The organism is Draconibacterium mangrovi (assembly GCF_010586825.1).
GTDB lineage: Bacteria > Bacteroidota > Bacteroidia > Bacteroidales > Prolixibacteraceae > Draconibacterium > Draconibacterium mangrovi.
Window position 1 is genome coordinate 267,460 of record NZ_JAAAGB010000003.1, and the last position, 24,610, is coordinate 292,069.

Sequence of the window (24,610 nt, forward strand, 5' to 3'; positions counted from 1 at the left end):
CAGCAACATTTGGTTTGTATTACAAACTTGTTTAATTTTATAAACAAAATAAGTATCATGAGCTCAACTACATCAAACCAGGAAATGAGTGACAACGAAATGTTGAAAACACTCAAAACGGCTATTGCCACTTCAAAACATTCGTTATACCAGGATGGAATTCTGCTCATCTTGTGGGGGGCATCATTTACCATTGGATTCTTCCTGCACTATTACAAATCTTCTCACCTTGTGGTTTATTGGGAACGTAATATCATCAATATTTTAAATATTGTAGGAGCCGTATTATTAATCGGTTTTACCATCTATTATCTATTTTTTCGCAAACCCAAACTCCGCACTTACACTGCTATTTCAACGCGTTTTGTTTGGATTGGAATTATCATTGCCCATAACCTGAACGTGATCGTTACCAAAAGCTTCTTGCAGGAAGTTGATTTTGCACTGCTCCACCCTCTTCAAATGGTACTGATTGGATTCGCACTTTTTGTTACAGGTGGAATTTATCGATACAATTTATTATCAATCAGCGGTGCAGTTATGTGGATTGCGGCAATAATGTGTGCCCGGGTTGAACTGGCCGACCAGTTTCTGATTCGGGCAATAGCCAACTTTATCTGTTTTGTAATCCCGGGCGTTTTAATGTATCTGAAAAGTAAAAAGCCGGCCCATGTTTAAAAACCTCGATCCACTTCTTCATTCGCAGGTACGGCTGGCTATTATGACTATTTTGCTTAATGCAAAGTCGGCCGAATTTTCGTATTTGCTCGAAAACATAGAAACCACAAAAGGTAACCTGAGTTTTCAGATCGCAAAACTTAAGGAAGGTGGATACATAAAGGTTAAAAAGTCGTTCCGCAAAAACTATCCCCTCACCACTTTAAGTATCACCCCAAAAGGAATTACGGCCTACGAAAACTATGTAGAAGCCATTTCAGAATATTTCAAAAAATCGGGAAAACTATAGCCCCCGCCTTCCGTTTTATCTATAGTTTACGTTTAAAGCCTTTTGAATTGGCTGTATATTTCATTCAATTCATTAGTTTTGAGAAAACGAAAATATATTCAGATGAAAACGAAAATCCACTTTTTATATGTTTTACTTTTTGCCCTTGTTTTTACTGTAAAAGCAGAAGTACAACTTCCAAAAATATTTAGTTCGAATATGGTGCTTCAGCAAGGAATTGAAATTCCGGTATGGGGCTGGGCAACCGAAGGAGAAGAAATATCTGTTTCACTTCTTGCGCAAAAAACAAAAGTAGATTTTGGTACAGGTGAAAAAACCACCGTGACCATTCTCCTGGCGAATGCTAAGGCCACTACTGATTCGGATGGCAAATGGATGGCCAAACTGCCGACACAAGAATATGGAGGTCCTTATACCTTGATGATAAAAGGCAAAAACACCATTTCGCTAAAAAATGTAATGATTGGCGAGGTTTGGGTGTGTTCGGGGCAATCGAACATGGAATGGCCGCTGGCACAGGTAAAAAATGCCGATGAAGAAGTAGATGCTGCCGATCATCCCAATATTCGTTTGTTTACGGTACCACGTCGGGTGGCACAATTTCCTGAAGAGGATATTGAAAGTGGCGAATGGATGGAATGCACCCCCCAAACGGCCCATAACTTTTCTGCAGTTGGCTATTTCTTTGGCAAGGCTTTGAAGGAAGATCTTGATGTTCCGATCGGACTTATTCACACTTCGTGGGGCGGCACCGTTGCCGAAACATGGACCAGCGCACAAACCATTCAAAACGATCCTGATTTCAGAGAACCGATGATTGAGCTGCAACAAATGAATCTGGAGGAATACAAAAAGAACAAGGAAGCTGAGATAAGAAAAATACTCGGTGGCGAAATTCCAACCGAAGACAAAGGAATGCAAGACGGAAAACCCGTTTGGTCTGATCCGGAGTTAAACGATACCGACTGGAGTAAAATCATAGCTCCCGGATTATGGGAAGAACAAGGTTATATTGATATTGACGGAGTAGCCTGGTACCGAAAAGAACTTGACCTGACAGAAGACCAGACCCAAACGAATATGAATCTGCACTTGGGGAAAATAGACGACTCTGATATTACTTTTTTAAATGGTATTGAGATTGGGAAAACCGAAAATCAGTACAATAAGGAACGCGTTTACACCATCGACAAAAAATATTTGAACCCTGGAAAAAATATGATCGTTGTTCGTGTTAACGACACCGGCGGCGGTGGCGGAATATGGGGCACTCCCGAAGATCAGTACGTGGCTATCGGGCAGGAAAAAATCGATATCTCGGGCGACTGGAAATTCAAAATTTCAAAAGCAGTGGTGCAAGATATAAATCTTGGCCCGAACTCGTATCCTACCCTTTTATTCAACGGAATGATCAATCCAATTGTACCATTCGGGATTAAAGGTGTTATCTGGTACCAGGGCGAATCAAATGCCACCCGTGCCAAACAATATCAGCGCGTATTTCCGAATCTCATAAACGATTGGCGTACGCATTGGAACCAGGGAGATTTCCCATTTCTGTTTGTGCAGTTGGCCAATTATATGAAACCGGTACAAAATCCAACGGATAGCGAGTGGGCAGAGTTACGCGAAGCACAAACCAAAACGCTGGAGCTGCCCAATACCGGTATGGCATCGGCTATTGATATTGGTGAAGCTGATGATATTCATCCGCGCAACAAACAGGATGTTGGCAAGCGACTGGCTTTAAATGCTTTTAAAGTGGCTTACGGAAAAGATATTGTATACACCGGCCCAACTTTCGAATCGGTGAAATTTAAAGACGGGAAAGCCTACATAACTTTTTCAAATACTGGCTCGGGACTGGCCGTAAAAGACAAATACGGCTATGTAAATGCATTTTCAATTGCGGGTGCCGATCGTCAGTTCTACTGGGCCAAAGCAGAGGTTATCAATAAAAACACGGTGGTTGTTTATTCGTACGCGGTTACCGATCCGGTGGCAGTGCGTTTTGGCTGGGCCGACAATCCTGATGATTTAAACCTGTATAACCTGGAACTTCTGCCGGCCAATCCTTTCAGAACAGATGACTGGCCGGGAATAACAAAATAAACAGCTCTGCATTGAAAATAAATTATACCGGCAGCACAATTTATTGAACAATAAAATGTTGATTATAAAACACCTTTGCATAGCTTTGTGTTAATGATGAAAAACTTAACCACTCTATTTTTATTACTGCTAACCCAACTAGTTGCTGTTGCACAAAGTAATAATGCAACGTTAAAAGGAGTTATCACTGATCAGGACGGTGTTCCGATAGATATGGTAAATGTGGTATTAAAAGAATATCCAACCCTTGGAACCACAACAAATGCCGATGGCGAATTTCTGCTTCGTATTCCGGCGCGCAAACAGCTCACGATAATTTTTTCATCGCTGGGCTATCAAACTTTTCAGGATTCAGTTTATGCCAATCGTGAAGAAACGATTATCAAACAGATTACCATGCCGGAAGCCAACCTGGAACTGGCAGAGATAATCGTTAAGGAACAGCGACGCAACGGAGGAAGTATTGTTAGTCTCGATCCAAAAATCATCAACTCCATTTCTAGTGCTTCGGGAGGTATTGAAGCCGGACTAAAAACATTGCCCGGTGTTTCATCAAATAACGAGTTAAGCTCACAATACACGGTTCGCGGTGGTAATTTCGACGAAAACCTGGTGTATGTAAACGATGTGGAGGTTTACCGTCCGTTCCTGATTCGCTCGGGGCAACAGGAAGGTTTGAGCTTTATAAACAGCGACATGGTTTCTACCGTCGATTTTTCGGCGGGTGGTTTTAATGCCAAATATGGCGATAAAATGTCGTCGGTACTTGATATAAAATACCGCAGACCAAGCGATTTTAGCGGATCGGCATCAGTTAGTATGCTCGGTGCTTCGGCGCATTTTGAAGACGTAGCGCTAAAGGGAAAGCTCTCGCATATTTCAGGAATTCGATACAAAACCAACCGCTACATATTGGGGAGTTTGGATGAGCAGGGCGAATACGACCCACGTTTTCTTGATTTTCAAACCTATATAACTTATCAGTTTAACGAGAAGTTCGATCTCTCGTTTTTGGGTAACGTAGCGCAAAACCAATACAATTTTATTCCGCAAACCCGCGAGACAAGTTTTGGTACGTGGCAAAACCCATTTAACACCAAAATATATTTTGACGGACAGGAACAGGATGATTTTCAAACCTATTTAGGAGCTGTAACTGCTAACTATCATCCCAATGCCAACCTAAACCTGAAGTTTATTGCATCGGCTTACCACGCCAAAGAAAAAGAGACTTACGATATTCAGGGGCAATACTATTTAAACCAGCTGGAGCGAAATATGGGCTCGGATGAGTTTGGCGACAGCACGCTGAATTTGGGAGTAGGTACATTTCTCAATCATGCCCGAAACAGTCTGGATGCAACCGTTTACAGTTTTTCGCACAAAGGAGCCTATAACTCGGAGAAGCACCTGATAAACTGGGGAATTAAATTTCAGCACGAAAAAATAAACGACGAGTTAAACGAGTGGATCTACCGCGATTCTGCCGGTTATTCCATCCCTTATTCAGATCAGCAAGTAAAATTGTTTTATACGCTTAATGCCAAAAACAAAATCAGCTCTAACAGGGTAACCGGATATATTCAGGACAGCTGGAGCGTACCCACCGAAAATGGCGATTTGTATTTAACTGGCGGAGTGCGATTCAATTACTGGGATTTTAACAATGAATTACTGGTGAGTCCGCGAGCCACATTAAGCTACTTCCCCGAATGGGAGAAAAAAATGTCGTTCCGTTTATCGGCGGGCTGGTATCATCAGTCGCCCTTTTTTAAGGAGCTGAAACAAAGCGACGGCTATATAAATTACAACTCAAAAGCACAACGTTCGTTTCAGGTCCTTGGTGGAACCGATCTGTTGTTTACCGCCTGGGATCGCCCGTTTCGTTTTACTTCCGAGGCCTACTACAAACACATGAACCGCCTGATTCCTTATCAGATAGATAATGTTCGTATACGTTACCTGGCCGAAGAAGAAGCAACCGGTTATGCCACAGGAGTTGATTTTAAAATTAATGGTGAGTTTGTGAGCGGACTGCAATCATGGGCCAGTTTGTCGTTCCTGCAAACCGAAGAAGATATTAAAGGCGACGGACATGGAATGATTCCACGCCCTACCGATCAGTGGATGAATTTTAGTTTGTTTTTCCAGGATTATTTACCCGGAAATCCAACATACAAAATGCAATTGTCGGGTTTTTACGGGGCCCGCCTGCCCACCGGGCCTCCAAATGGCGAGCGCTACCAGGATGTTTTTCGTATGCCGCCTTACCGCCGCATCGACCTTGGATTTTCAAAAGTATTTATAAGCAGGGCAAACCGCTCCAGCAGCCCGTTTTTCAGGCATATTACCGATTTATCGTTAAGCCTCGAGGTATTTAACCTGCTGGATATCAACAATACCATCTCCTATTTTTGGGTATCGAGTATTTATGGCGACCAGTATGCGGTTCCGAATTATCTTACTTCAAGAAAGTTCAACTTGAAACTTACGGTAAAATTCTAAAACACAGCAACATATTCATTTCATTACATAATGTAATGTTTAAGCAACATTAAAACTTTGGCGTACAACGTGTTTGATATGAACTATTGTAGCCAATCGGTTAACTTTGCCTTGCAAATTAATTAGTTACTCTATGAACCTAACAGTATACCAGGGGGATGCCTTCGCCGAGAAGATTTTTGAAGGAAATCCTGCAGCCGTTATTCCGCTGAATGATGAGTGGCTTCCGGATGATATCATGCAAAAATTGGCCATGGAAAACAACCTCTCGGAAACAGCATTTTTTATTATAAAAGACGACTGTTACCATATCCGATGGTTTACTCCTGAAGCCGAGGTCGATCTTTGTGGTCATGCTACACTGGCGACTTCGCATGTTCTGTTTCAGCATTTAAATTATACTGCCGATAGCATCTGTTTTAAGTCGAGAAGCGGTAAACTCAGCGTGAAAAAAGAAGGCGATTTGCTGGTACTGAACTTTCCGGCATCAGAAGTGGAGGCCAAATATATTCCCACCGGGTTAAAAACGGCGTTTGGCATCCATCCGCAGGAATGTTTTAAAGGACGCGAAGACCTGATGCTGGTATTTAAAAATGAAAACGACATTGCCAACCTCGAGCCCGATTTCACAAAAATGCTGGAAGCCACCTCGCGGGGAATAATCTGCACGGCCAAATCGGAGAAATACGATTTTGTATCGCGCTTTTTTGCCCCATCGGTGGGCATTAATGAAGACCCCGTCACCGGGTCGGCGCACACCATGCTTATACCATACTGGTCGGCTCGACTGGATAAACAAAACCTGCTGGCAAAACAAATATCGAAACGAGGCGGAGTGCTGCATTGCAAACAATTGGGCGATCGCGTTGAGATAGGCGGCAAAGCAGTAACTTACCTGGTAGGAACTATTAATATTTAAGCACTTCATTCCTTTTATTTCTATTTCAGCAGTAACACTTAACTTTTATTCAGATTTATTTGTCGGGAGGTATGGATTAACTTAAAGAAAAGTCGTATATATTTGCCGAAGATAAATACACAACTGCACTCATATTCACTATTTATATTTAAAAATGAACGATCCGATTGGCCTGGCCATTAAAGAATATTTTGAACGGGGAAAAGCGCCTCAAATTCAGGTAGATTCGAATTATACTGAAGGCGAAACCATTGCCCCATCGTATTTTTTCCGCAGCGAAAAAGAACTGCACAAAATCGAAAAAGTTGCCCTGAAAAATTGTAAAGGCCGCATTTTGGATATTGGTGCTGCAGCAGGCTGTCATTCACTCATTCTGCAGAAAAAAGGCTATAGTGTTACTGCGCTTGAAAAATCGGAAGCTTCGGTTGAAGTGATGCGCAAACAGGGAATTGTAAAAGTGGTTCATGCCGATATTTTTGAATACAGCGAAGAACAATACAACACCATTTTGTTGCTGATGAACGGTTCGGGCATTGGCGGGACCATCGCAGGTTTAAAAAAATTACTTTCTCATTTAAAAAGCCTTCTGTTGGAAGGGGGCCAGATTTTAATCGACTCGTCGGATATAAAATACCTTTTTGAAGAAGAAGACGGATCGCAGTGGATTGATATTGCCAACAACAACTACTATGGCGAAATGCAGTACAAAGTGAGTTTCAGGAAAGAAGAGGCGCAGTTCGACTGGCTTTTTATCGATTTCAACACCCTGCAACTTGTTGCCAACGAAGTGGGTTATAACTGTACTTTGCTGGAAAAAGGTACGCATCACGACTACCTGGCAAGACTAAATCTTTAAAGATTGTACAGTTACCACGAAATTTTTCACGTTCGGCACAAACCGGGAATCGATCGAGTGAGTCCTTTCGCAGAGTTTAAAATGCCGTTGGCAGAGTAATTCAGCTCATTCACAGATATAATTTCGGTATTTACTGACGTTTACATAATTTGGTGTTCGAATTAAAACAGAAAACACCATGAAAGCTCTTATCCTCATCTCCTCAATTTTTTACATTCTCGGATTGAAGATCAGCAACAAAATCGACCTGGTAAAAAAATCGAACCCGGTGGAGAAAATTATTACCCACAAGGTAAAAGCTGCTGAAACCGAAGAAAATGCAAATTTTGAAGCCGAAGCCCAAAAAGACGCCCCGGATAAAGAAAAAACACCCCCCAAAGAAAGTATGGAATAACACCCTCCTCTTCGAAATAAACAACAAAGAATTAAACAGGAAATCATTTAATGGTTTCCTGTTTTGTTTTTTGTACATTAGGTAACTCTAAATTCGGAACTATTGATTTATGAATTGCGAGATCACATCAAACGATATTCGGGTTAACAGCTGGGAGGAATTAACACAGGAAGTTTACCACCAGTCGTGGAAACCGGATCTTGGACGGTTTAGGTCCGACTTTGCATTTCGCGGCCTCTCCGACTGCCATTATAAACTGGAGAACAGCTTTGTTCGAAACTGCGGAGAACGTCCGGAGCTGGAATACCATATGCTGCGTAATTTCCGTAAATATGCCCGTATCGATGATTTTTCTCTGGCAAACACACCACTGCGGGCACTGGTACTTGCTCAGCACCATGGCTTAGCCACACGTTTGCTCGACTGGACTTACTCTCCCTATATTGCCATGCACTTTGCCACATCGAACACCGAAAAATATGATTTGGATGGCGTGATTTGGAAAGTAGATTTTGTTCAGGTAAACCGGCTTATTCCTGAACCGTTAAAAGAATTGCTTACACTTGAAAAATGCAATGCTTTTACCGTGGAAATGCTGGAATCTGTTTTCCCGACAATTCAGAAACTGGATGAAACCATTGGCAGAGGCCATGCTTTGTTTTTTGAACCGCCATCGATCGACGACCGGATTGTAAACCAGTTTGCACTGTTTTCGGTAATGACAAGCGCCACTTCGATTCTGGACGAGTGGCTGGTTAAACATCCCGAACTGTACCGGCGCATTGTTATTCCGGCTGAATTAAAATGGGAAGTACGCGACAAACTCGACCAGGCGAATATTACCGAACGGGTACTTTTCCCCGGGCTTGATGGTTTGGCTAGTTGGTTAAAACGACATTACCGGCCAAAACAATAATCGAAACAGACAAACAACTGGTTAAAACATTTGCATTCAACAAATTCATCCGCTTACTGTTTTTAATTAAAATGACTAAAAAATATCCTTATGACCAACTTTCAAATGAATCGACGAAAATTTATCGGAGCGCTTAGCGCAGGTACTGCACATGTTTTATTTTCGAATCCACTATATGCCGGTAATATTCCGGCGCGGAGTCACGATCCATTTCAGTTGGTGGAGTTGGGGAATTCGGGGATAAAAACCACGCTGTTGGGAATGGGAACCGGAGTACACGCTACCAACCGCACTAGTTTCCTTACCAAGCAGGATAAAAATGCCAGTCTCGATCTGTTGCATCACGCATACGACAAAGGCATCCGGTATTTTGATTTGGCTGATACCTATGGCACACACGGGCTTTTTGCCGAAGCAATGACGAAAATGAACCGTGAAGAACTAACGCTCACCACAAAAATATGGACACGCCCGGGTGGCATTCCGGAACAAGAACGCCCCGATGCCAATATTGTGGTGGAGAGATTCCGTAAAGAACTGAATACCGATTACATCGATTTGGTGCAAATTCATTGTATGGTTGACGAGGACTGGACAGAAACCTTAAAACCCCAAATGGAAATTCTTTCGAACCTGAAAGCGAAAGGAATTATAAAAGCTCACGGCGTTTCGGTGCACTCGCTTGATGCCATGAAAGATGCAGTAAAAAGCTCGTGGGTTGATGTTTTGCATGCACGTATCAATCCTTACGGAATTGCGATGGACAAACCCGATCCGCAGGAAGTGGTAGAGGTTATTCAGCAATTGCACCAATCAGGGAAAGGCATTATTGGAATGAAACTCGTTGGCAACGGTCAATTACGCGACGACAGCCAAAAAATAGATAACTCATTACGTTTTGTTTTGGGATTGGGTTGTGTGGACCTGATGTTGGTTGGCTTCGAAACAAAAGATCAGGTTGATAATTACATTTCGCGAATGGAAACCCAATTAAAGAAACTGTACTAAAAGCAGTTTTCTTCATAAATCGGGGTTCAGGCAAGCCAATGTTAAAAAATATGCACTTCGTAAGGCCTTGATTTACTGAAAATAACAGATCTGATTAATTTTCCGACTTAAGTACAGAACAATGAGGCGGTAATCCATGTAATTTTGCGCGAAATTTCATCAGTATCATGAATACAGTATTTAAGCCCAAACTATTTACGATTTTAAAAAATGGCATCAGTAAAAAACAAATTACATCGGATGTACTTGCCGGAGTTGTTGTTGGTATTGTTGCCCTTCCGCTGGCCATTGCTTTTGCTGTTGCTTCCGGTGTATCGCCCGAAAAAGGACTGATAACTGCTGTAGTTGCCGGTTTTTTTATTTCGTTTTTAGGTGGCAGCCGTGTGCAGATTGGCGGTCCTACCGGAGCATTTATTGTAATTGTTTACGGAATTGTTCAACAATACGGTGTAAACGGACTCATCATTTCTACCGTTTTGGCCGGTATTATCCTTATTCTTTTTGGCTTACTAAAACTGGGGACTTTGCTAAAATTTATTCCCCACCCGCTTATCGTTGGATTTACAAGCGGTATCGCATTAGTAATATTCTCTACGCAAATAAAAGATGCGCTCGGTTTAACTATTACAAATCTTCCTTCGGGATTTATCGAAAAATGGCACGTTTATATCACAAACCTGGGCAGTGTAAATATTACAGCTCTACTGGTAACACTGGCAACAATTGGCATTACGCTCATCAGCGGAAAATTTGTAAAAAAAATACCGGGATCGTTTTTGGCCATTATCCTTGTAACACTGGTTGTTCAGCTTTTTAAACTACCTGTTGCAACTATCGAAACCTATTTTGGAGAGATCAGTAATACCATTCATTTTACCATTCCGCAAATTCGTTTGAACGATCTGCAAAATTACCTCGAACCGGCGCTTACCATTGCATTGCTGGGTGGTATTGAATCGTTGCTTTCGGCCGTGGTTGCCGATGGTATGATAAGTGGAAAACACCGCTCGAACACCGAATTAATTGCCCAGGGAATTGCCAACGTGGTTACCCCGTTTTTTGGCGGTATTCCGGCAACCGGAGCTATTGCACGTACGGCAACCAACGTAAAAAACGGCGGACGCACGCCTATTGCAGGTATTGCACATGCCGTTACCTTGTTGCTGATTATGCTGTTTTTGGGCAAGTGGGCGAAATTGATTCCGATGTCGTGCCTCGCCGGAATTCTAATAATTGTTGCTTATAACATGAGCGAATGGCGCTCGTTTGCGTCTATTCTAAAGGGCTCAGTTTTCGATATAATTGTACTACTTACAACATTCATTTTAACGGTATTGGTTGACTTAACTGTGGCCATTGAGGTTGGTGTGGTGTTGTCGGCTATCCTTTTTATGAAACGGATGTCGGACATTAGCGAAAAACGAATAAATAACATTGTTGACACCGATTTAATTGAAGACTATTCGCAGCTGCCAAAAGGTGTTTCGGTTTACGAAATCAGTGGACCGTTGTTTTTTGCATCGGCACGTCGTTATTCCGAAGTTATTCAGGAAATCGGGGAAAGTTGCAACACGCTGATTCTGCGTATGCGCCATGTTTCTTTCATCGACGAAACGGGAATGAAAAACCTGCAGAGTTCACTTAAAATCCTTCAAAACAACGGGGTAAAAGTTATTTTGTCGGGGGTTTCTTCGCAGCTAAAAACCGACTTGCAGAAACGCCTCAGCCCAAAAGTTATTGATTACATCGATATGGAAGATTCGTTTGAAAAAGCGCTCGGCTCTGCTAAATCTTTTTCCAACTTGTAACGGGTATTTCCCGATTCGGAGGAGTCATTTTTTGAGTTAAAGTGCTTATTTTTTGAATTGAAGCATATATTTTTTGATTTCGAGTGGTTATTTTTTGAGTTGAAGTACCTGTTTCTTCCGCACTTCCGAAAGGCTTCTAAAGCAAAACCGTTTTCCGCTGTTTATTGCTTAACAGGCAGGCCTCTAAAATTTTTAATACTTCCAGAGCTTCAGCCGGATCAACCGGTAAGGTTTTGTCGTTTCTCATAGCTTTATACAATTTATCGTAAAAAATGCGGTAATCACCCGGCATGGTTTCAACCAGTTCTTCCACATACTCGTCGTTTTCGGTGTAAACCAGTGTTCCCCACCAATCGGTTTCTTCTTTTCCCCAGTCGTCGCCTTTGGGCAAATTACCGGCCTTTAACAGCTCTTCCTGCCCATCAATTCCCCACTTTTTAAAGGTGCCGTACTCGCCGTTCATAGTATATCTCGGTCCGGGATCCATAACCAGGTACGAGCATTTTAACAAGGCCGAAAAACCTTCATAATCCATTCGAATATCGTAATAATCGGCCACTTCCCCTCCCGTTCGCACTGTTTTCAAATGTGCGGTAACCGTTTGCGGCTTTCCAAATAGCACATAAGCCTGATCAACCATATGCGACCCCAGGTTATACAAAACGCCACAATATTCATCGCCTTCTTCTTTCCAGGTACCGGGAGTAATTTCGGTGCGGTAACGGTCGTAATGCGATTCAAATTCCACCAGCCGGCCAAACCGTGCTTCCTTAATAACTTTTTGTACCGTTCTAAAATCACCATCCCACCGGCGATTCTGGAAAACAGTAAAAACCAAACCTTTTGCTTTTGCCAGTTCAATCAGCGCTTGTAATTCTGCACTCCGCAATGTGGCCGGTTTTTCTACAACCACATGTTTTCCGGCTTCCAGCGCCTGCTTTACCATCGGATAGTGATACTTATCCGGGGTGTTTACAACTACCAGCTCAACCTCGTTATCGGTTAAAATGTCGTCGTAGGTTTTTACAATCGTCGCATCGGGAAACAACTCTTTCGATAAAGTTTTAGAACGTTCGAGCACCAATTTTACTCTGAAATTATGATTTACCTTCAACAAAGGTCCGTGAAATACTTTTCCCGACATACCAAACGAAGCCAACGCCACTGTAACCTGATTTTTCATGCTCGAAGTTGTATGAAATGAATACTCGCAAAATTCTAGTCAATAAAAATACAGAAATAAGTTTCCCACACAAAAGTTGCTGAATAACATTCGCCAAACAAGGTATTGTATAACACAAACGCTTCTATTCCACAAAATTTGATTGTAAATTGGTCTGATAAACTAAACTAACATTCCGGTTATGAAACGGGCACCAGCATTTATTTTTTCCCAAAGAGTATTTAAGGTGCGAGTTAAATATGATACTGCTGGAAACAAACAATCCTAATCATATGAAAAATTTTCTGAATAGTTATCTAATGGAATCGAAATGTATTAACCTCGAATCAGGTGACTACCCCGGACCTTTTCTTACGATTTCGCGACAAGCCGGATGCTCGGCAAAACGTATCGCTATTAAACTATCGAAAATCCTTACCGGTTACAGTTACATGTCGGAAACCAAAACCGATGTGGAGTGGAAATATGTTGATAAAGCCGTGTTTTTAAATGTTGTAAACGAAATGATTGAAGAACTGAAGTCGGGAGATTTTGAAGATGCGGAAGAGTCGATATTGTTTCTAAAGGAAGTTGGCCGCGCCTTTTCGGATGAAACGATTTACGACATTTCAGACGACAGACTCATTGCGGCCTTAAAAGGGATTATTTGCCGACTGGCCTACCACGGACGTACTATTATTGTCGGGCGTTCGTCGGGAGCCATTTTAAAAGATATACCAAACAAACTGAACATCAGGCTTGAAGCTCCTGCCGACTGGCGAATTAACCGCATAATGCAAATTAGAGACATGTCCCGTATGGAGGCTGCAGAGTACATTACGCTGGCGGATAAAAAGAGAGATGCCTTTATTGAAAAGATTATTGGCAGGAAAGCCGAAAATGAGGATTTTGATGTGATTTTTAATTATGCCTCAATGGAAGACGATCAGATCGTTGATGCAGTAATTAACATATTACGAAATAAAAAAATTATTGCTCCTCATTACGAATTCTAACAAATTTGCTATTTTAGCTAATAGAAGTAACGAAAAAAAATCTTCCGAAAATCGGAAGAAATTAATTAAAATCTCACCTTACCAAGGCCTTTCTTCGGAGAGGCTTTGCTTTTTGAATTTTTTTTTGAGTTTTTAATAAAAAAACAATGACTTTTTTGTGAAAATCTAATAATTAGTCCGTTACTTTGATATAAGATTTTAATTCGCACTTCACCTGTGTTTGTGATTTTCCGTTTTAACGTCTGACGCGTTCTTTATACTTAACAATAATTTTTTAAGAATAACGCGGTATAATGCCGCCAATTTTTACATTTATACATTTATATTTTTCTATTTTTATGAATCTATTTGTTGCAAAGTTAGACTCATCGATTACAGGTGACTACTTAAATGAGCTGTTCTCTGCACACGGAGAAGTAGCGTCTGCCAAAGTTGTATTTGACAGAGAAACGGGAAACTCAAAATGTTTTGGTTTTGTTGAAATGCCAAACGAAGAAGAAGCTAACGCAGCTATTGCTGCTCTTAATGATGCTGAAATTGAAGGAAAACAAATCGTAGTTAAAGAAGCAAATCCTCCACAAGAGCGTCCACGTCGTGATTTTAATCGCGGTGGCGGCGGTGGTGGCTACAACCGCGGTGGCGGTGGTGGTTACAGCCGTGGCGGCGGTGGTGGCGACCGCAGAGGCGGTGGCGGTGGTGGATACGATCGTCGCGGTGGCGGCGGTGGTGGCGACCGCAGAGGCGGTGGCGGTGGTTACGATCGTCGTGGTGGCGGCGGTGGCGACCGTTGGTAAGCTTTCCGAAAGATATTTAAAAGAAGGTGTTCGATTTTTGAACACCTTTTTTTATGGATTATGAGATACTAAAGCTTTTAAATGTATGCCCTTCGACTTTTTATTGAGTAGTTTATAATGTCTTCAACCAGGCTTCAGCCTCAATAAGTTCGGTTTGCTCAGCCGTTTTTACAGCATAGTTAAAACCGGGTTGGATACAAAACGATCCGTACTCGCCTTTTGTATTCAATGCGATATAACCGATTTGATGATTTTGATAATCGGGAATCTTTTTGGCGATACGTCGAACGGCCTCTTCGCAAGACCTGTCGGGCGTCATGCCGCTACGCATTAACTCAACCACCAAAAACGAACCCAGCGTTTTCATTACCAGTTCGCCCGATCCTGTAGCTGTTGCTCCTCCAACTTCGCCATCAACAAACAACCCGGCACCAATAATCGGCGAGTCGCCTACCCTGCCGGGCATTTTATATCCCATTCCGCTGGTGGTACAAGCACCTGAAATACGTCCATCTTCATCGAGTGCCAGCATTCCAATGGTATCGTGGTTATCTTCAGTAACATTCTCGATATTGATCTTGTTACTGAATTCCTTATTTTCTTTCTTCCACTTCTTCCACTCTTTTTTACGGGCTTTGGTTAGAAGTTTTTCTTTTTCAAAACCATTATCCAGTGCAAATTCCAATGCTCCTTTTCCGCTCAGCATCACATGTGGCGTTTTTTCCATTACAAGGCGAGCTACGGAAACCGGATGAACAATGTGCTGCAAATAGGTTACACTTCCTGCACGCCCTTTCTCGTCCATAATACAGGCGTCGAGGGTAACTTTCCCGCTGGCATCCGGAATTCCGCCTTTTCCTACGGTAATTACATTCGGATCGCCTTCGGGAACGCGCACTCCCGCTTCCACTGCGTCAAGCGAGTGTCCTCCTTTTGACAAAATCTCCCAGGCAGCCTCATTGGCAGGCATACCATGATTCCATGTTGAGATTACAACGGGATATTTATTTACTGACTGAAAAACCGAATTTGAAAATGCTTTTGTGGCAACACCGGCACCGGCAAACATTAACGAACTTTTCGCTAAAAAGGAACGTCGGGAAATCATAACTCAATACTTTTTAAATTATTTTCAAAAGTAAAGAAAATAAATTCCAAAACTCAGCGCTCCGCCTATTTTAAACATTTAATGTATCTAAATAAAAAGCTTTATTCGTGCGAGAAATACTCCAGCGTTTTTCTGTAGTTGGAAAAAACCACTGCACGCGAAATAAAGCCAAGGTATTTACCATCATCGATAACAGCAAGATTGTATCGGTTTGATGTTTCAAATTTTTTGGCCACTGTTTCCATATTGTCTTTCGACGAAATATAGAATTCAGGCATAAACATCAGGTCTTTAACCATCACCTGATCGTACAGTTCGTGCTCAAAAATAAGGTGCTTCACCTTCGAGAGTTTTACCATACCTTTCAGATAACCATCTTCATCTACAATCGGGAAAAGGTTCCGGTTCGATTTTGAAATTGCTTTTACCAGATCGCGCAAACTTGCATCGGGAGAAATAATTTCAAAGTCGTTCTCAATCAGCTTTTTTACCTCCATCGAGCGTAGAATCGCTTTGTCTTTATGGTGCGTAATTAAATCGCCGGTTTGTGCCAGATGTTTGGTATAAATAGAATGCGGCTCAAAACGCATTATGGTTACATACGCCACTGTTGAAGTAATCAGCAAGGGAATAAACAAACCATAACCTCCGGTTATTTCGGCGGTTAAGAATATTCCTGTAAGCGGAGCATGCATTACAGCAGCCATCATTCCGGCCATCCCTGCCAATGCAAAGTTATTTTCGGGTACTCCAAGATCGAAAAAAGTATTGAGCAAAAACACCAAAAAATAGCCGGCAATAGCACCTGTAAACAATGTTGGAGCAAAAATACCTCCGTTACCGCCCGAGCCGGTTGTAGCCGACATTGCAAACACCTTAAAAATGAGTATTCCGGCCAGTACCAATAAGACGATGTATGGATTATCTTTCCACTGAAAGAACATGGAATTATTTAATAAATCAGCCCCCTGGTTATTAAAAACCGAGTTAATGCTGGTATAACCTTCGCCCCAAAGCGGAGGGAAAATAAAGATTAGAATACCCAGCGTAACAGCTCCGATCAGCACGCGAACAAACCAGTTGTTTATGGCGGCAAAATGTTTTTCAAGAAACATGGTTCCGCGGGTAAAATAAATTCCCAACAGGCCGGTAAAAATTCCCACGAGTATGTAAATCCATATCATATTAATATGAAATGGTGCTATCTGGTCAAAGTGAAGCATTACGCCTTCGCCCATAAAAAAGTACGAGATTACCGTGGCCGACACTGCAGAAATCAGTAAAGGAATTAAAAAGGCCATGGTTAAATCGAGCATCAACACTTCTAGAGTAAAAACAATACCTGCCATTGGCGCATTAAAAATACCCGCAATTGCGCCGGCTGCTCCGCAACCAACCATAAGCGTAATATATTTATACCGAAGCTTAAAAACACGTGCCAGGTTCGACCCGATTGAAGCACCCGTTAGAACAATTGGGGCCTCCGATCCTACCGATCCACCAAAACCAATGGTTAACGAACTGGCAATCATCGACGAATAAGTTTTTGAAGGCTTTAGCTTACTGCTCTTCTTCGAAATTGAATAGAGAATTTTAGATACTCCATGCCCAATATCATCGCGAATTATATACCGAACAAACAACACCGTTAGCATTATCCCGATGAATGGATATAATAGATAGAGGTAATTAAATCCTTCAACAGAAATTACCTCTGTTAACTCTTCAGCAACAAAGTGGATCAGGTTTTTTAACAACAGGGCGGCCAGTCCGCTTAACAGTCCTACAATCAGACTAAGCAAATACAAAAAGTTCTTTTCCGGAATTTTTGCAATTCGCCAGGCAACAAGCCGGTTAAGTGACTTATTCAGCAACATCTTGTTAATTCGAAATAATCTAAACATGAGAAACATCAATTATCTGTTTTCGATAGCGGGTAAACACACGTGCCCGCGAAATAAATCCGATGTATTTACCATTTTCTATCACCGCCAGGTTATAACGCCCCGATGACTCGAATTTAGCAGTAACAATCTCCATGCTGTCATTCGGGTCGATAGAAAATTCAGGCATATACATCAACTCGTTAATTTTCACAGTGTCGTATAGTTCATATTTAAAGATCATCGTTCTTACATCGTCCATTTTTACCATACCCACCATTGTCCCGTCCTCATTAACAATCGGAAACAAATCGCGGTGTGCCCTTGTAATGGCCTCTGTAAGGTCGCGCAAAGTTGCATCGGGCGACAATACTTCAAAGTCAGTTTCGATTAGTTTTTTTACCTGCATCATCTGCAACACATTTGCATCCTTATCGTGGGTTAACAATTCTTTGCGTCGTGCCAACTGAATATGATAAACCGAGTTAGGCGTAAATGCCCTAACAACAAGATATGCAAATGTAGCCGTGACCATAAGTGGCACAAATAACTTGTACCCTCCTGAAATATCAGCAATGAGGAATATTCCGGTAAGCGGCGCATGTAAAACGCCTGCAATTAATCCGGCCATTCCTATTAGTGCAAAGTTATTCGAATTTAGCTCGCGCACGCCCAGCCGGCTTACAACCAGGGAAAAAAGCATTCCGGTATTTACCCCCATAAAAAGCGTTGGCGCAAAAATCCCCCCAACACCACCGGCTCCAAACGTTAGCGACGTAGCTACAATTTTTAGCAAAATAACAGCTACAATAAGAAGCATGGCAGCCCACATTTCTTCGCGTAACGAATAGAATAAACTATTATCGAAAAGATAGTTTAAATCGCCTGCCAAACATTCGTTTATCGATTCATAACCTTCGCCGTAAAGTGCCGGAAAAAGAAAGATGAGTGCCCCCAGACTTGCTCCACCAATTACTAACCGGATTCTGCTACTTTTAAATTTCTCAAAAATATCAGCTATGAACAAGTACATTTTGGTAAAATAAACCGACACAAAACCGGTTACAATTCCCAAAGCAATGTAGTAAGGTACGTCACTCAATTCAAAAGCATCAACTACATTAAAAGGGTAAAGCACATCCTGCCCGAGAAACAAATACGAGGTTACCACTGCCGTTGATGATGCCAGTAAAAGAGGTACCAGTGAAAATACAGTGAGGTCGATCATTATTACTTCAACAGCAAAAACAATGGCTGCAATGGGCGCTTTAAAAATAGCTGCCATAGCTCCGGCGCAGGCACAGGCAAGCATCAATATCGTATTCTTATAGTTGAGCCGAAAAATATTGGCAATCCACGATCCCCAGGCCGTTCCGGTGGCAACCGTTGGGCCCTCCAGCCCTACCGATCCTCCAAAACCAACGGTTAACGAAGCCGTTACAACCGATGAAAATAAATTATGCTTTGAGATTTTTCCTTTTCGTTTTGAGATACTATGCAGCACATTGGGTATTCCGTGTCTGACTTCTGAACGAACAATATATTTAATAACCAAAATCGCAAGAAAAATACCAACAACCGGCAAAGCAAAATAAATGTAATTTTGAAATTCGTTCGAAACAAGACGATGCACCATCTCTTCCGTAAAACGCACCGTATTTTTAATAATTACGGCGGCAATACCGGCCAAAACACCAATAACAATACTCAGCACGGTTAAAAAACCCCGCTCGCCCAGGTGCTTTAACCGCCACCTGTGCAACCTTACGAAAATATGCTGTCTGTGCTTTGCCATTTTTGATCTGGTAAAAGTAACAATTAGCAAGCGCGATTAACAAATTTTAAGGAACTAAAAGCTAAAGTTTTTGTTAACCTAATAAATCGTTATAAGATGAAAATAAAACTCACGGGGAGTAACGGATATATTGGTCAGCTAATTTCATCAGAATTGGTAAAAAAAGGGCATACTGTATCTGGCATAAACCGGGACTTACTCTATAGTTCATCAGCTAACCTGCAGGAAGAGATCCAAAATACCGATGTTGTAATTAACCTTGCCGGGGCTCCCATTTTACAGCGCTGGACAAAGAAAAATAAAGAAATCATGTACAACAGCCGGGTAAAAACCACCCATAACCTGGTAAAAGCGATTAGTGAACTACCCGAAAGTGAACGTCCGAAAAAAGTGGTATCAGCATCTGCCATTGGCCTATACAAATCAGGACATTCGCACACCGAAGAAAGTAAAAATTTTGATGATGGTTTTGTTGGGCAGGTAGTTAAAGACTGGGAACACGAACTAACTGCTTTACCCAAGAATGTGCAAACTGTTGTATTTCGGCTCGGAATTGTTTTTGGCAAAGAGGCAAAAACAATACAAAACATGCTTTTACCTTTTAAACTCGGACTTGGTGGCAAGATCGGATCGGGCAAACAGCCTTTCCCTTTTATTCACGAACAAGATGTGGTTAATGCATTTATTTGGGCAACAGAAACAATTGATACGAGTAATACCTTCAATTTAACCGCGCCCGAAACGATTTCGAATAAAGAATTTACCCGCAGCTTTGCCCGGCAGGTAAACCGCCCTGCGTTTTTTACCGTCCCTGCTTTTATGTTGAAATTGATGTTTGGCGAGGCAGCTTCGTTACTTACGCAGTCGCCGGAAGTATCGTCTGATAAGTTGCAGAAAGCCGGTTTTAAATTCAAATACCCAACAATAAAAGCTACCTTACAAGATATTATTGTTAAGAGCTGAACGGTTTAGTAATTAAATTCTATTCGCATTCATTAGCTTTGTAAAAACACTTTTACACATTAGCCATGAAGAACCGTGAAAAAGGCCATTTGCGAACAAACATAAAATTTTTTCGCGATGTATTTCTGCTACATCCCTACCGTTTGTTTGCTTTACGTGCAACCATTTCGATGGGTGTTTTGGCAATACCTTTTATCATTGCCGGCCTGCCGTATTTCGGAGTAACGCTGGCTTTGGGAGCATTGGCCGGTGCTTTGTCGGAAACCGACGACCACCCCAAAGGGCGTGTAAAATCCTTGTCGACAACCATCCTCAGCTTTTTTATTTCCAGTTTTTCGGTTGGGCTTTTAAACAACTACACCTGGCTACTTGGGGCCGGTTTTATACTTTCCACCATCATTTTCATTTTAATTGGCGGCATTGGCGAACGTTATCGTGCCATAACATTCGGCTCCATATTGGTGGGCATTTATGCCATGCTTGGTGTTGAAATCAGTCCGGCGTGGTACTGGCAGGCGATTTTATTACCAACCGGAGCACTTTTTCACGGCATACTTACTTTGATTTTGATCTTTCGAAATCCGTGGCGTTTACTCGACCAGCAAATGGCCAGCGGTTTCCGGGCGCTTGGCAACTATCTGGAGAAAAAAGCGCTGCTTTTCCCCAGCCATAAAGAAGACCAGGAAGACATAAACAAAGACCTGGCTTTGCTAAACGTAAATGTGGTAAATGCACTTGAAGGCATAAAGAACGTATTAAACAATTATGCCCGGGAGATGAAAAACACGGAACCGTTGAACCGTTATCTCCAGCGTTTTATGTTGTTGCAAAGTTTGCATGAGCGTGCCGCATCAACGCACCAGCGCCACGACAAACTGGGAAACAGCAACGAACAAATCGAAATTTTGGAAGGTTTTGGCGAAATGCTTCGTCAACTGGCCTATGCCTCGCGCATGGTGGCTGAAAATATGCTAACCGGAACTTCTTATATTCATCCGCCGGCGTTAGAGTGGATTTCAAAAGCCATCGACGACAAACTGCAAACAATGCCTGTGGAAGATGCCCAGAACCTGATCCTGCTACATCACAATTTGCATCGGTCGCATGTTTCGTTAAAATACCTCGATAACCTGGAAGAAGGCACCTCTATCCCCCGTTTACGGCACGATGAAAGAACACCTTTTCAACGCCTGAAAGAGCAGCTTACTCTCCGTCATCCACGGATGCGTTATGCATTGCGTCTCAGCCTAACCTTTGCATTGGGTTACATTCTTCAGATTTATCTCGATCTCGACAAAGGCCAGTGGGTAATGCTAACCAGTTTGTTTGTTAGCCAGATTACTTACAGCGACACGCGTCGGCGCCTTTTCGAGCGTTTACTCGGAACTGCAACAGGTATAATTATTGGCGCTGCATTGTTACAGATTTTCACCACCACAGCAGCACAGGTTCTGCTAATGATGGGCTCGGCAATGGCCTTTTTCTACTGGCTGCGAAAAAAATATTCGGTAGCGGTAATATTTGTAACCACCTTTGTGCTGAGTGCTTTTAACATTATTTCGAACGACGGAGGCATAAATATCATGATTCCGCGCCTTGTTGATACACTGCTTGGTGCAACTTTGTCGTTTCTTACCATTCGTTTTTTGTGGCCGGGCTGGCAATATCGGCGCATTTCGGGGCTTATTTCCACGGCACTGGAAAAGAACAGGAACTATTTTCAGGCTATTGCAAAAGAGTATAAAGAAGCAAGTAACGACGATTTAAAGTACCGCATTGCCCGAAGAGAAGCGCACCTGGCCGATAACGAACTGGCACAGGCATGGAACAGTATGCGGCAGGAACCCAAAAGCAAACAGCGCATTATGGAAAATGCCTTAACCATCACCTATTTAAATCATGCACTGTTATCGCACCTTTCGGCACTGGGGGCACATCGCGAAGCCAATATGGTAAACTATAATGATATTGAATCGCTGTTCCGGCAAATCGATAAAAAAATGAGTGAGGCCGGAAAAGAAAGCACCATCCAGGAGGAAAAGTTTTCATCCGACCTGTCGAAACTCTTAATGACATTACAACAGCAAATTAGGGATACCGAGGCCGGATTAAAACAGCAACAACTTCGTTTATTTTATAATATTGCGGCAACTACATCGAAAATTATTGATGAGCTCAAACGCACGTCTACTCTGTAATTTATAAATGCATAAGATAACCACGTGCGATAAGCACCATTTTTTTTGGCAAACACTACCTATCGCATGCGTAAGGGGGCATTTTTTTGAGAAATCATTGCCTATCGCATGCGAAAGGGGCCACTTTTTATAGAAAACACAGGTTATCGCATGCGATAGGCCCCACTTTTTCGAAAAAACACGGTCTATCGCACGCGAAAGGGGCCATTTTTTCAGCAGAATGCCATCTGTAGCATGCGATAAGGGCCATTTTATGGAAAAAATACCATCTGTAGCATGCGAAAGGACACATTTTGTTGAGAAAACACTGCCTGTCGCACGCGATAATGGAGCCATTTTAGGACACAAAAAAACCTTCTGCCCGAAGACAGAAGGTTTTGAGTATATAAAGATTGATCTGAATTAGTCAACTTGAGGACCAGCAGCAACCAATGCTTTACCTTCTTCGTTATCAGTGTATTTAACGAAGTTTTTAACAAAGCGGCTACCCAAATCCTGAGCTTTATCTTCCCACTCTTTAACGTCAGCGTAAGTGTCGCGTGGATCAAGAATACCTGTATCAACTCCTGGCAATGCAGTAGGTACTTCCAGGTTAAATACCGGGATAGTTTTAGTTTCAGCTTTCTCGATTGATCCATCAAGGATAGCGTTGATGATACCACGAGTATCTTTAATAGAGATACGTTTTCCGGTACCGTTCCATCCAGTGTTTACCAAATAAGCTTCAGCTCCGTGCTCTTCCATTTTTTTCACTAACTCGGCAGCATATTTTGTTGGGTGCAATGTTAAGAATGCAGCACCGAAACATGCAGAGAATGTAGGCTGAGGAGCTGTTACACCACGCTCAGTACCTGCTAATTTTGCAGTAAATCCTGATAAGAAGTGATATTGAGTTTGTTCCGGAGTTAATTTAGAAACCGGAGGCAGTACGCCAAATGCATCCGCTGAAAGGAAAATTACTTTCTTCGCGTGACCGGCTTTTGATGGTACAGCGATGTTCTCGATGTGGTCAATTGGGTAAGATACACGAGTGTTCTGAGTTACAGAACCATCAGTGAAATCAATTTTACCATCAGCATCAACAGTTACGTTCTCCAAAAGAGCGTTACGTTTGATAGCACCGAAAATTTCTGGTTCAGCATCTTTATCAAGGTCGATAGTTTTTGCATAACATCCACCTTCGAAGTTGAATACACCTTCGTCATCCCAACCGTGCTCGTCATCACCAATCAATTTACGTGATGCATCAGTTGAAAGTGTTGTTTTACCAGTACCAGAAAGACCGAAGAAGATAGCAACGTCACCGGCTTCTCCAACGTTAGCCGAACAGTGCATTGAAGCAATACCGCGAAGTGGCAGGTAGTAGTTCATCATTGCGAACATACCTTTTTTCATTTCACCACCATACCATGTACCACCAATTACCTGCATTTTTTCAGTCAGGTTAAATACAGTGTACACTTCTGAGTTCAATCCGTGCTCTTTGTATTTAGCATTAGAAGATTTAGAACCGTTCATTACAACGAAATCAGGCTCGCCATAAGTTTCCAGTTCTTCAGCAGTTGGACGAAGGAACATGTTAGTCACAAAGTGAGCTTGCCATGCAACTTCCATGATGAAACGAACTTTCAAACGAGTATCTTCGTTTGCACCACAGAAAGTGTCAACCACAAATAATTTTTTACCTGAAAGCTGGCTTGTTGTAGTCGCTTTAAGGTCATTCCAAACCTCTTGAGTAATAGGTTTGTTATCGTTTGGAGATTCTGGAGATGTCCACCACATTGTGTTTTCAGTGGTTGCATCTTTAACAATGTATTTATCTTTAGGCGAACGACCTGTAAATACACCTGTCATTACGTTAACAGCGTCAAGCTCTGTTAACTGACCTTTTTCGAATCCCTCTAAAGCAGGATTCATTTCTTCTTCATAAAGTTTCTCGTATGAAGGGTTGTGGATAATTTCCTGTACGTCAACAATTCCGTACTTGCTTAAATCTAAATTTGCCATAACTACCTAATAATTAACTTAATAATACAATTTTTCGTCTACTTAAATCGGGACACAAAAATATCATAATTTTCCAATCGGCAGGGTTGATCTTCCCCATTTGCCCCTTTTTTAATACCGATTAAACATTAGCTTAACAATAGAATTTTTGCGATTAAGAAGATGTTTTTGTCTTAATTTAGACATAAAAAAAGCGCTA

The 24,610-nt window shown here is 42.0% G+C and carries 19 protein-coding genes; 14 read left to right on the forward strand and 5 right to left on the reverse strand.

The features are described from left to right. The first annotated feature begins 57 nt into the window (after nucleotides 1-57). The 10 genes from G4420_RS10575 to G4420_RS10620 all read left to right on the forward strand — a co-directional run bounded on the left by G4420_RS10575 (nucleotide 58) and on the right by G4420_RS10620 (nucleotide 11,485). The gene (locus G4420_RS10575; protein WP_163323615.1) at nucleotides 58-678 is read left to right on the forward strand and encodes a hypothetical protein; all 621 of its coding nucleotides are present in this window, start codon (nucleotides 58-60) and stop codon (nucleotides 676-678) included. Then, nucleotides 671-967, forward strand: a complete 297-nt coding sequence (locus G4420_RS10580) for a transcriptional regulator (protein WP_163323616.1) — start codon at nucleotides 671-673, stop codon at nucleotides 965-967. The genes G4420_RS10575 and G4420_RS10580 overlap by 8 nt, the downstream gene beginning before the upstream one ends. A gap of 102 nt (nucleotides 968-1,069) precedes the next feature. Then, nucleotides 1,070-3,079, forward strand: a complete 2,010-nt coding sequence (locus tag G4420_RS10585; RefSeq protein WP_163323617.1) for a sialate O-acetylesterase — start codon at nucleotides 1,070-1,072, stop codon at nucleotides 3,077-3,079. A gap of 93 nt (nucleotides 3,080-3,172) precedes the next feature. Continuing rightward, the gene (locus G4420_RS10590; RefSeq protein ID WP_163323618.1) at nucleotides 3,173-5,584 is read left to right on the forward strand and encodes a TonB-dependent receptor; all 2,412 of its coding nucleotides are present in this window, start codon (nucleotides 3,173-3,175) and stop codon (nucleotides 5,582-5,584) included. Between the two features lie 133 nt (nucleotides 5,585-5,717). Beyond that, nucleotides 5,718-6,503 (forward strand): PhzF family phenazine biosynthesis protein, encoded by a 786-nt coding sequence (locus G4420_RS10595; RefSeq protein ID WP_163323619.1) that lies wholly within the window; start codon nucleotides 5,718-5,720, stop codon nucleotides 6,501-6,503. A gap of 154 nt (nucleotides 6,504-6,657) precedes the next feature. Then, nucleotides 6,658-7,359, forward strand: coding sequence for a class I SAM-dependent methyltransferase (locus G4420_RS10600; protein ID WP_163323620.1), 702 nt, complete (start codon nucleotides 6,658-6,660; stop codon nucleotides 7,357-7,359). A 178-nt stretch (nucleotides 7,360-7,537) separates the two neighbouring features. After that, a complete protein-coding gene (locus G4420_RS10605; RefSeq protein ID WP_163323621.1) occupies nucleotides 7,538-7,753 on the forward strand; it encodes a hypothetical protein in 216 nt (71 codons plus the stop codon). A 109-nt stretch (nucleotides 7,754-7,862) separates the two neighbouring features. Further along, entirely contained in the window at nucleotides 7,863-8,669 is an 807-nt protein-coding gene (locus G4420_RS10610) for an FRG domain-containing protein (protein WP_163323622.1), read from the forward strand. A gap of 90 nt (nucleotides 8,670-8,759) precedes the next feature. Then, entirely contained in the window at nucleotides 8,760-9,677 is a 918-nt protein-coding gene (locus tag G4420_RS10615) for an aldo/keto reductase (protein WP_163323623.1), read from the forward strand. 167 nt (nucleotides 9,678-9,844) lie between these two features. Beyond that, nucleotides 9,845-11,485 carry a SulP family inorganic anion transporter gene (locus G4420_RS10620; protein ID WP_163323624.1) on the forward strand — a complete coding sequence of 547 codons (1,641 nt, stop codon included), beginning with the start codon at nucleotides 9,845-9,847 and terminating at the stop codon, nucleotides 11,483-11,485. Nucleotides 11,486-11,621: 136 nt separating this feature from the next. Here the strand turns inward: G4420_RS10620 and G4420_RS10625 are convergent, their stop codons facing one another. Then, the gene (locus G4420_RS10625) at nucleotides 11,622-12,668 is read right to left on the reverse strand and encodes a Gfo/Idh/MocA family oxidoreductase (protein WP_163323625.1); all 1,047 of its coding nucleotides are present in this window, start codon (nucleotides 12,666-12,668) and stop codon (nucleotides 11,622-11,624) included. Between the two features lie 272 nt (nucleotides 12,669-12,940). Here G4420_RS10625 and G4420_RS10630 point away from each other — a divergent pair, with 272 nt between their 5' ends. Further along, the gene (locus G4420_RS10630; RefSeq protein ID WP_163323626.1) at nucleotides 12,941-13,663 is read left to right on the forward strand and encodes a cytidylate kinase-like family protein; all 723 of its coding nucleotides are present in this window, start codon (nucleotides 12,941-12,943) and stop codon (nucleotides 13,661-13,663) included. 338 nt (nucleotides 13,664-14,001) lie between these two features. Then, on the forward strand, nucleotides 14,002-14,457 hold the full coding sequence (locus G4420_RS10635) for an RNA recognition motif domain-containing protein (protein WP_163323627.1): 456 nt from the start codon (nucleotides 14,002-14,004) through the stop codon (nucleotides 14,455-14,457). A gap of 112 nt (nucleotides 14,458-14,569) precedes the next feature. Here the strand turns inward: G4420_RS10635 and G4420_RS10640 are convergent, their stop codons facing one another. The 3 genes from G4420_RS10640 to G4420_RS10650 all read right to left on the reverse strand — a co-directional run bounded on the left by G4420_RS10640 (nucleotide 14,570) and on the right by G4420_RS10650 (nucleotide 19,243). Beyond that, nucleotides 14,570-15,565, reverse strand: coding sequence for a N(4)-(beta-N-acetylglucosaminyl)-L-asparaginase (locus tag G4420_RS10640; RefSeq protein WP_163323628.1), 996 nt, complete (start codon nucleotides 15,563-15,565; stop codon nucleotides 14,570-14,572). A gap of 101 nt (nucleotides 15,566-15,666) precedes the next feature. Further along, nucleotides 15,667-17,469 carry a chloride channel protein gene (locus G4420_RS10645; RefSeq protein WP_246241595.1) on the reverse strand — a complete coding sequence of 601 codons (1,803 nt, stop codon included), beginning with the start codon at nucleotides 17,467-17,469 and terminating at the stop codon, nucleotides 15,667-15,669. Next, a complete protein-coding gene (locus G4420_RS10650; protein WP_163323629.1) occupies nucleotides 17,462-19,243 on the reverse strand; it encodes a chloride channel protein in 1,782 nt (593 codons plus the stop codon). The genes G4420_RS10645 and G4420_RS10650 overlap by 8 nt, the downstream gene beginning before the upstream one ends. 96 nt (nucleotides 19,244-19,339) lie before the next feature. Between G4420_RS10650 and G4420_RS10655 the strand changes: the two genes are divergently transcribed. Together G4420_RS10655 and G4420_RS10660 are read left to right on the forward strand one after the other, a co-directional pair. Then, on the forward strand, nucleotides 19,340-20,206 hold the full coding sequence (locus G4420_RS10655; protein ID WP_163323630.1) for a TIGR01777 family oxidoreductase: 867 nt from the start codon (nucleotides 19,340-19,342) through the stop codon (nucleotides 20,204-20,206). Between the two features lie 65 nt (nucleotides 20,207-20,271). Continuing rightward, nucleotides 20,272-22,404, forward strand: coding sequence for an FUSC family membrane protein (locus tag G4420_RS10660; protein WP_163323631.1), 2,133 nt, complete (start codon nucleotides 20,272-20,274; stop codon nucleotides 22,402-22,404). A gap of 402 nt (nucleotides 22,405-22,806) precedes the next feature. Here G4420_RS10660 and pckA read toward each other — a convergent pair whose 3' ends face one another. Next, entirely contained in the window at nucleotides 22,807-24,411 is a 1,605-nt protein-coding gene (pckA, locus tag G4420_RS10665; protein ID WP_163323632.1) for a phosphoenolpyruvate carboxykinase (ATP), read from the reverse strand. Between the last annotated feature and the right edge of the window lie 199 nt (nucleotides 24,412-24,610).

Coding starts and splice junctions, on each gene's coding strand:
- G4420_RS10575 (WP_163323615.1), top strand. CDS start 58: ATGAGCTCAACTACATCAAACCAGGAAATGAGTGACAACGAAATGTTG.
- G4420_RS10580 (WP_163323616.1), top strand. CDS start 671: ATGTTTAAAAACCTCGATCCACTTCTTCATTCGCAGGTACGGCTGGCT.
- G4420_RS10585 (WP_163323617.1), top strand. CDS start 1,070: ATGAAAACGAAAATCCACTTTTTATATGTTTTACTTTTTGCCCTTGTT.
- G4420_RS10590 (WP_163323618.1), top strand. CDS start 3,173: ATGATGAAAAACTTAACCACTCTATTTTTATTACTGCTAACCCAACTA.
- G4420_RS10595 (WP_163323619.1), top strand. CDS start 5,718: ATGAACCTAACAGTATACCAGGGGGATGCCTTCGCCGAGAAGATTTTT.
- G4420_RS10600 (WP_163323620.1), top strand. CDS start 6,658: ATGAACGATCCGATTGGCCTGGCCATTAAAGAATATTTTGAACGGGGA.
- G4420_RS10605 (WP_163323621.1), top strand. CDS start 7,538: ATGAAAGCTCTTATCCTCATCTCCTCAATTTTTTACATTCTCGGATTG.
- G4420_RS10610 (WP_163323622.1), top strand. CDS start 7,863: ATGAATTGCGAGATCACATCAAACGATATTCGGGTTAACAGCTGGGAG.
- G4420_RS10615 (WP_163323623.1), top strand. CDS start 8,760: ATGACCAACTTTCAAATGAATCGACGAAAATTTATCGGAGCGCTTAGC.
- G4420_RS10620 (WP_163323624.1), top strand. CDS start 9,845: ATGAATACAGTATTTAAGCCCAAACTATTTACGATTTTAAAAAATGGC.
- G4420_RS10625 (WP_163323625.1), bottom strand. CDS start 12,668: ATGAAAAATCAGGTTACAGTGGCGTTGGCTTCGTTTGGTATGTCGGGA.
- G4420_RS10630 (WP_163323626.1), top strand. CDS start 12,941: ATGAAAAATTTTCTGAATAGTTATCTAATGGAATCGAAATGTATTAAC.
- G4420_RS10635 (WP_163323627.1), top strand. CDS start 14,002: ATGAATCTATTTGTTGCAAAGTTAGACTCATCGATTACAGGTGACTAC.
- G4420_RS10640 (WP_163323628.1), bottom strand. CDS start 15,565: ATGATTTCCCGACGTTCCTTTTTAGCGAAAAGTTCGTTAATGTTTGCC.
- G4420_RS10645 (WP_246241595.1), bottom strand. CDS start 17,469: ATGTTTAGATTATTTCGAATTAACAAGATGTTGCTGAATAAGTCACTT.
- G4420_RS10650 (WP_163323629.1), bottom strand. CDS start 19,243: ATGGCAAAGCACAGACAGCATATTTTCGTAAGGTTGCACAGGTGGCGG.
- G4420_RS10655 (WP_163323630.1), top strand. CDS start 19,340: ATGAAAATAAAACTCACGGGGAGTAACGGATATATTGGTCAGCTAATT.
- G4420_RS10660 (WP_163323631.1), top strand. CDS start 20,272: ATGAAGAACCGTGAAAAAGGCCATTTGCGAACAAACATAAAATTTTTT.
- pckA (WP_163323632.1), bottom strand. CDS start 24,411: ATGGCAAATTTAGATTTAAGCAAGTACGGAATTGTTGACGTACAGGAA.